We start from the raw sequence: 378 nt of genomic DNA on the forward strand, positions 1-378 counted from the left end.
GTGTTGGCCTGCGCCGACGGGTTCTCGTTGTTGGTGCCGCGACCCGACCAGCCGTGGCCTGGCCGGTCGAAGAACAGCATTTCGGCGCGGCCTTCGAGCAAGGGACGCAGCGGCAGCATCTGGTCCCTGAGATTGGCGCTGGCGCCGTGGATGAAGACGATCGGCGGCAGCTCGGCGTTGGCGGGTGCCGGAACATGGACATAGTGGATGCGGGCGCCGTCGATGTCGGCGAACTCGCCGAACGGCGGATCGCGGTGCTCGATCAACCATGAGCCGACGCGGGTGATGCCGACAAAGCCGAAGACAAGCGCCATCAGGAAGGCAAGGGCGGCGTAGATCAGGTTCATGGGGAAGATACGGAAGTGGAGGGGGGTAGGT

The 378-nt window shown here is 65.3% G+C and carries 1 protein-coding gene; it reads right to left on the bottom strand.

Translation table 11 applies throughout. From position 1 onward, the window contains the following. The coding region (locus EN879_RS38770) for an alpha/beta hydrolase (RefSeq protein WP_164774982.1) at positions 1-347 on the bottom strand (347 nt) is incomplete at its 3' end. Between the last annotated feature and the right edge of the window lie 31 nt (positions 348-378).

The sequence above is a fragment of the Mesorhizobium sp. M7A.F.Ca.AU.002.02.1.1 genome (genome assembly GCF_003998535.1).
GTDB lineage: Bacteria > Pseudomonadota > Alphaproteobacteria > Rhizobiales > Rhizobiaceae > Mesorhizobium > Mesorhizobium ciceri.